Here is a 7,586-nt window from a genome sequence, read left to right on the forward strand (position 1 = left end):
GAAATGCTTTTGCAAACCGAATAGCCTCATCATAAGTTTCTTCATAAAGTCCGACATTATATTGCTTGTCCCAATCATCAGGGATGTCCATCAGACATACCGCTCGATCAGCAATTCCCTGATGCATAAGAGCTGTAGCCTGTTTAAACATCTGCGGTTTAAGATGAACATCAGGAATTACTAATATCTTCATACCATCATACCTTCTTATACTATTCTACTGGATATATCACCCTTTGTCCGGATATCTTCCAACTGATACCGCATTTGCAATGTCTTAATCCAATGAACTGCTGTTTCATAGCACCACCACAGACAGGACATCGTTTTGCTTTTGATCTCATCGCTTACCATGCTCAAGTTAAGCTTCTCTTCTCCATTTACCTGAGGTACAGCTGATCAAGATGCCGAAGCGATGACACAGCCGAACGTTCTGGCAAACAAAACTTTCTGCACATCATCGGGGTAGAATTTGACCCAAAACATTACAAAGGAAAGTGACCCTGTACGACAAAAACATTATACAACAAAAAACACTGATTGGTAGACTTCATCAATATTTTTTTCTACAAATATTTTTATATTATATCATCCACACATGAAATCAAATACATAGCACTGTAAAATCAAAGTAAATATTTCGATCAACAGAACCTTTTATGACAACATCTCTTTCACACAAGTACTTCGATAATCACTTGGTGATATTTTATATCTTTCTTTAAATACTCGGTTAAACGTTCTCTGACTTTCAAATCCACTATCCAGACAAATATTTGTAATAGAATCACTCGTATTTTCCAAACGATGGCATGCATAGTTCAGCCTTGCATCGTTAAGATATTGATTAAAGTTTCTATGGAATGTCTTGGAAAAGAGTCTGGATAAAACATATTTGCTCACGCCCAGGTCTTTTGCCATCTCTTCCAACGAAAACTTCTTCTTGAAATTTGCTGATATATAGGAAACTGTCTGGTAAATAAGATCGTTGCTCCCCACACTGCTCTTTTCTACCAAATTTAATTTTCCTATGCAGCGTGCCAACACAATTTGAAGATATGCCTGTGCAACAGTAATATCCGACTGTTCTGTCTCTAAAATTGCATTTATAACCCTATATACCTCCGGTTCAACCTTTTCCGCTTTGATGATTGGGTATTCAGGAGCCATGGATTGCATGATATCTGCAAATTTGGCTATCGTAAATGGCGATGCGATCAGATAAGTCGCTTTATTTACACCGGGTGTCAGTACCTGATAGTGATGAATAACATCTGGAAATACAAAGCCTATATCTCCTTTTTCCATATGGTATAGTTCCTGTCCGACACCAAGTTCTAATGCTCCACTTGTTACACAAACGATCTCCAGTGCATTATGAAGATGTGGTTCAATATGTTTTGACTTCCTATTTATTGCTATAATCTCCTCTTTTGTGTCAACATATTTTAACTGCATGAAATACTCCCTTTTGCAACATTTGTCTATATCTTCTTTCAATTTGGCAAGCAATCCTTTTACACCTATCTTATAATCAACTTGTAAATAAGGAAAGGAGGAATTGCAAATGAGCAACCTAAAAAAATATCTGAATGACCTTTTAGTATTCTACACTGAATATTTTGAGCATCCTTACCATGTATAAATACTAAAAGGACTATTTTGTGAAAACTGAATATTTTCTTAAGGCCATTTCACAAAAATGAAGTGGTCCTTTTTTATTTTCAAAATACAGTTCTATCACTTTATATATAGAAAAAAGCACTGTCTCATCGAGCAACGACCAGACAACGCTTTCTCCTGTCAATTCTAATTTATGTCTAATGCATCCGTTACTTCATCTGCAGCAATTCCTTTTTCTGCTTTCAGTTTTTTATTTGCATCTTCTACATTCATTCTTGAAAGTGCAAACATAATCAATACATCAAAGATTAACGGAAGCCAAAGATACATGAACTGCATCATATCAAGTGCAGACTGTGGCTGAGTTGCATTTGTTCCGACATATCCACTGAACTCAAGCATCCATCCAACAACAGCGGTTCCAATACCTCCACCGATTTTTACACCAAGAGAAGTACAAGAGTACATCGTTCCGTCAATTCTCTTTCCCTGCGTAAGATAAGTGTATTCAGAGCAAGATGCGATAACTGCATTCATATCTCCCTGCCATGGTCCCTGACCTAAGGCTGCAAGAGCTGTAAATGCCATCATCAGCGGAACACTGCCCATATATCCGGCAACAACAACAAGTGCTCTACCGATGACTGCCAAGACGTAACCTCTTAAGTTCAGTTTATACATACCTTTCCACTTACCAACTAATGTCGGTGTGAAAATCAGGGCAATGATCAGTGGAATATTTACTGCCCATGCAAATTGTCCAAACAAATTCTTATTTTTCAGTACCCATGTCATGTAATAAATGCCAGCTCCAATCATGGCACCATATAACTGCTGTAAAATATATGTTCCACAAATCATCATGTAATATTTGTTTTTAACAAGAAGCTTGAATGCCTGTACCATTCCGTACTTTTCATTATCATTCTTTACTTCTCCTTCATTAAGTTCTTCCTCCGGAAGTTCCTTAACAGAAAGTGCTGAAATCGTATTTACGACCAGACCAATGATTGCATAGATAATAGCAACCGTTCTCCATGCCGCAGCATCTCCACCACATTTATCTACAAATTCAACTGTAATCGCCTGAATCAGAAGACTTGTTGAAAATGCAAAAATAAAACGGTAAGATCCCATCTGTACACGCTCTTTGCTGTTCTTTGTAATCAGTGACGTAAGTGCTGAATAAGCAATATTGTTTGCTGTATAAAACACACCATTTAACAGTGTATAAGAAATAAAGAACCATGCATATTTAGCCGTTGTTCCAAAGCTGACTGGTACTGCAAAGCAGCAGACCAGCGTAATGGCACAACCAATGTATCCGTATAGCATCCAGGGTTTCGCTTTTCCCATTTTACTGTGTGTTTTGTCAATCATTGATCCAAAAAATATATCCGTAAAACCATCAAATAGTTTTGATACGGCAATCAGGGTACCCACGACACCTGCAGCAAGTCCTACCGAGTCCGTCAGATAGACCATCATAAAAGATGTCAAGAACGCATAGACTACATTACCTGCAACATCACCTGATCCGTATCCAATTTTGTTATACCATTTCAAATACTTTTTTTCTTCCATCGAATTTCTTTGCTCCTCATCTTCATCGCACTTAGAATCTCAATATGTCTAACCGTATGATGTCTAATTCTAATTTTTTCTCTGTTTTTGTCTGATTGCTCTGTATATCCGGACTTTACATTGCAATCAGACTATCCTTCTTTGTTTACGGGTTACATGAAACTTTATTATCCCTTTACATACGGTATCAGCGTAAACTGGAACCGGAATAATACATCATCAAATCGGTACTGATCTAATACAACTGGACCACAACTATTAGAACCAATGCCATTTAATGCGTAGTCAACACAGAATACTACACTATCTGATTCTATTAATTCATAATTATGCGTTTTCTTCTCAAGTTCTTCCTGTGTATAATAAGAAGCATTGAATGAAAATGCCTTTTCTGCGGATGCCACAATTCCATATCGGCTGTTGTTAAGCTCTACATATTCACAATCATAATGGCTTCCATTTTCCTGTGGACGGATATAGTCCTCATGTAAATCTCCTACATCTGCCCGGTATAAACCGTGGCTCGCAGCCTGATGTTTATCACAATAACTTTCCTGTGGTCCCATTCCAAAGTATCTTACAGCTGAAAGTTTTTTATCCAGGAACATCCTCACACCAAATCTCGGAAGATCCGGGAATTCATCGTCTTTTGTTACTGCAATATCTGCATCAATCTTTCCAGCAGCTTCTATTTTCCATGTAATCGTCACATCAAGAATCTTCTGTACTGTCTCTGCCACAACGGAAGCATGGCTTGTAATCTTCACACCATGTTTTCCCTGCACAACCTCTGTCGTATAGGCTCTTGTGTAAGCCTTATCATAGTGGGCTTTCTTCCATTCAGACTTGATGTACATATCGTTATCTGTTGGAGCTCTCCAAATATTTAATTCCATCGGATGGTTCAAGTATTCCCGCCCTGCGAATTTCATCTCTGTAAAGAGTGCAGTACGTTTGTCTATGGTATAAGCAAATTCACGCCCCTTGATATGAATCTGTGTATCATTTTCATTTACCTGTAATTCAGAGTCCACTACTGTTTTTGGTATCCATTTCTCTGCAAGTTTACATTTTGTATCCTCTTTACTTACCTCAATTTCATCAAATCCAAGAATATGGTCTTCATTCAACAGTGGCAATTCTTTTTTCAGATGGTAAATAAGTTTTAAATAACATTTCCCATTCTCTGGAACATTGATCTTCAGGTTTGTTTTTCCTTCCCCGTGTGGTGCCACAGAAAACTCCGGAAGTATGCCTTTGCTGATCACAAGACCATCCTGTGTCAGCTCATAACTAATCTTCACATAATCTTTCAAGTCATCAAAATCCATGTAGTTATGAAGCACCAGTTCTCCGCTTTCTTTGTTATAGGAAATAACTCTTGCCGGGCGATAAACATTCTTGTATTCCAAAAGTCCTGTATGTACCGTTCTGTCCGGATATACTAATCCATCCATACAGAAGTTGCCATCATGAATTTCTTCGCCATGGTCGCCCCCATAAGCATATATAGTCTTTCCATTCTCAGCAGTTCCATGAGCAATCGCATGGTCACACCATTCCCAGACAAAGCCGCCGCACATTTTATCATTATCCTGAATCATCTGGAAGTAATCTTCAAAATCTCCAGGTCCGTTTCCCATGCTGTGACAGTACTCTACCAAAAGGAAGGGTTTGCTTCCATCTTTATCCAGATATTCCTGAATTTCGGAAAGCGCCGGGTACATCCGGCTGTACACATCCAGATTGCTGTAATCATATGTTTCATCATAATTACGGTATCTTGCACTCTCATATTGTGTGATGCGGTCTGGATCAAAATTCTTTGTCCATTCCAGTGCTTTTTCAAAGTTGCAGCCATAAGCACTCTCATTTCCCATTGACCACATAACAATACAGAAACGGTTTTTGTCACGTTCCACCATGAGTTTTACGCGATCAACGATTGCCTCTTCCCATACCGGATCATCTGCAATCTTCTCATTCCATCGTTTGAACCGATTGTAATCAGTGTCTTCTTTTCTGTAGATCATAAATGGACCATGAGCTTCAATATCTGCTTCATCTATTACCATGAATCCATACTTGTCACACATTTCATAGAAAAATGGTGCGTTCGGATAGTGGCTGGAACGGATCGCATTAAAATTATGCTGCTTCATTAACGTAAGATCGGTTGTGAGCTGTTCCAGACTGATTGTAAATCCAGTAACCGGATCGGAATCATGTCGATTGACACCACGGAATTTAATCTTCTGTCCATTTAGGTAAATGACCTGGTCTTTAATCTCTATCTTTCTTAATGCAATGTGATCTACAATTACTTCATTCTCTGTTTCAAGAATCAGTTTATATAGATATGGATTTTCTGTATTCCAAAGTTCCGGACTTGCAATTTCTAATACAGCTGTTCCTTCTTCAGCAATACTTCCTAGTGCTACAACTGCTCCGTTTCTATCTTCAATCGAAATTTTTACATTTAAGGGAAAGTAGAATTTCATTTCAATTTCTACTTTCGCAAGCATATCCTCAATTCTTGTTTTAATATGATAATCACTGATTGCCTGTTTTGGGCGTTTCAAAATGTACACATCCCGGAAAATACCACTCATACGGAATTTGTCCTGATCTTCCAAATAGGAACCATCACACCATTTCATTACCAACACTGCCACCGTATTCGTTCCATCCTGAAGTACATCGGTAACATCAAACTCACTGGTCATATGTGAAACCTGGCTGTATCCTATGTAAGAGCCATTGATCCATACATAAAAGCAGCTGTCTACTCCTTCAAAGTTCAAAAAAGCTTTTGATGCTTTCTCATCTCTGCTGTACTCAAAATTATGTACATAAGCTCCACACGGAATATCCTGTGGCACATATGGTGGATCAAACGGAAACGGATACCGGATGTTTGTATACTGGTGTGTATCATATCCTGCCATCTGCCATACACTTGGAACCTGAATCTCATCAAAATTTTCTGTATCATAATTCTTCTCAAAGAAAGAATCCTGAATGTCATAGATGCTGTTAAAATACTGGAATTTCCAAGTTCCATTCAATAACTGCATACGATCTGATTCTTCTCTGTGTTCCACCAAGTTATCCATTCTTTTGGATGCCGGAATATAATAGGCTCTGGCTGGCATTGTGTTTTCGTGCAGTACGCTTAGATTTTCATAATAACGTGGTACGATCATAAATAACTCTCCTCCAATACATATACTTTTTTGTTCTTTGTTTCCCTAAAGCAAACCTTATACTTTACTTTTTTGTTTACGTTCCTTAGTTATGCTATATATAGCTTATCCTAATCCGCAAAACATGTCTATAAATTGGATTAGACAAAATATGCACTAAATGATACAATGATAAAAAGTGCGAAAAGAGGTGCTGTCCTATGTATTTGAACACCGGTTATTTGAACCACTCACATATGGATTTCAAAGACAAAAGTCGTCCGCTGATTGTAGGTAGCTGTGGTACTTACCGTCTTTCCAGACATCCCAAACTTCCTACCTACCGTCCAAGGGGTCGTCTGGATTATCAGATTATATATATCACTGCTGGTTGTGGGCATTTTCATTTTGATAATGTAAATAACGAAACGATTGTTCCAGCCGGCAACATTGTACTGTACAGACCGAAAGAACTTCAGAAATATGAATATTACGGAGAAGATAAGGCAGAAGTATACTGGATTCACTTCACAGGAAGCAATGTGAAAAATATCTTACGTCAATATGGATTTCAGGATAAAGAACGTGTCTTTCAAGTGGGTACATCTAATGAATATGAACAAATTTTCAAGCGTATTATTATCGAGCTCCAACGCTGTCAAGATAATTATGAGGAAATGCTCGTCCTTTTGCTACGTCATCTTCTGATCAGTTTCCACCGGGAACTGACAAGAGAGCACATATTAAAAAATGAATATCTTGATCATGAGATGGATAATGCTGTTACCTTTTTCAGTGAAAACTACAATCAAAATATCAATATTGATGATTATGCTGCCTCACGAGGCATGAGTGTCAGCTGGTTTATCCGAAATTTCAAAAAATATACCGGTTCTACACCAATGCAATTTATTGTGGGAATCCGCATCAACAATGCTCAGATGTTACTTGAAACAACAACTTATTCCATCAATGAGATTTCTAAGATTATCGGATATGATAACCAGCTTTATTTCAGTCGGCTTTTTCACAAGTTGAAAGGATATTCGCCGAGAGAATACCGAAAGCTGAGAAACAAATTCTGAGAGAGTATGAAACTTTTTCTGTAAAATAATGTTTGGAAGGTTCTTCTATGATACAATAAATATCATTAGGAGGACCTTTTATTATGGCAAGACAAAAGAAACCGGTACA

At 37.9% G+C, this 7,586-nt stretch carries 5 protein-coding genes and 1 pseudogene; 1 reads left to right on the forward strand and 5 read right to left on the reverse strand.

Annotated features, from left to right (window positions below; all coding sequences use genetic code 11):
• The 5 genes and pseudogenes from DXA55_RS16485 to DXA55_RS16505 form a co-directional block, all read right to left on the reverse strand.
• Window positions 1-193 (reverse strand): annotated as a pseudogene (locus DXA55_RS16485) (metallophosphoesterase); the annotation flags it as partial.
• A gap of 206 nt (window positions 194-399) precedes the next feature.
• Window positions 400-486, reverse strand: a complete 87-nt coding sequence (locus DXA55_RS19680) for a helix-turn-helix domain-containing protein (RefSeq protein WP_117762139.1) — start codon at window positions 484-486, stop codon at window positions 400-402.
• Window positions 487-657: 171 nt separating this feature from the next.
• On the reverse strand, window positions 658-1,458 hold the full coding sequence (locus DXA55_RS16495) for a helix-turn-helix transcriptional regulator (protein ID WP_019163021.1): 801 nt from the start codon (window positions 1,456-1,458) through the stop codon (window positions 658-660).
• Between the two features lie 351 nt (window positions 1,459-1,809).
• Complete coding sequence (locus DXA55_RS16500) at window positions 1,810-3,207, reverse strand: MFS transporter (protein WP_055221854.1); 1,398 nt, start codon at window positions 3,205-3,207, stop codon at window positions 1,810-1,812.
• A 167-nt stretch (window positions 3,208-3,374) separates the two neighbouring features.
• Complete coding sequence (locus tag DXA55_RS16505) at window positions 3,375-6,413, reverse strand: glycoside hydrolase family 2 TIM barrel-domain containing protein (RefSeq protein ID WP_055221856.1); 3,039 nt, start codon at window positions 6,411-6,413, stop codon at window positions 3,375-3,377.
• 200 nt (window positions 6,414-6,613) lie between these two features.
• Here DXA55_RS16505 and DXA55_RS16510 point away from each other — a divergent pair, with 200 nt between their 5' ends.
• On the forward strand, window positions 6,614-7,477 hold the full coding sequence (locus DXA55_RS16510; protein WP_055221858.1) for an AraC family transcriptional regulator: 864 nt from the start codon (window positions 6,614-6,616) through the stop codon (window positions 7,475-7,477).
• Window positions 7,478-7,586 lie beyond the last annotated feature (109 nt).

This window comes from Blautia sp. OF03-13 (genome assembly GCF_003460685.1).
In the GTDB taxonomy this organism is placed as follows: Bacteria; Bacillota; Clostridia; order Lachnospirales; family Lachnospiraceae; genus Fusicatenibacter; species Fusicatenibacter saccharivorans.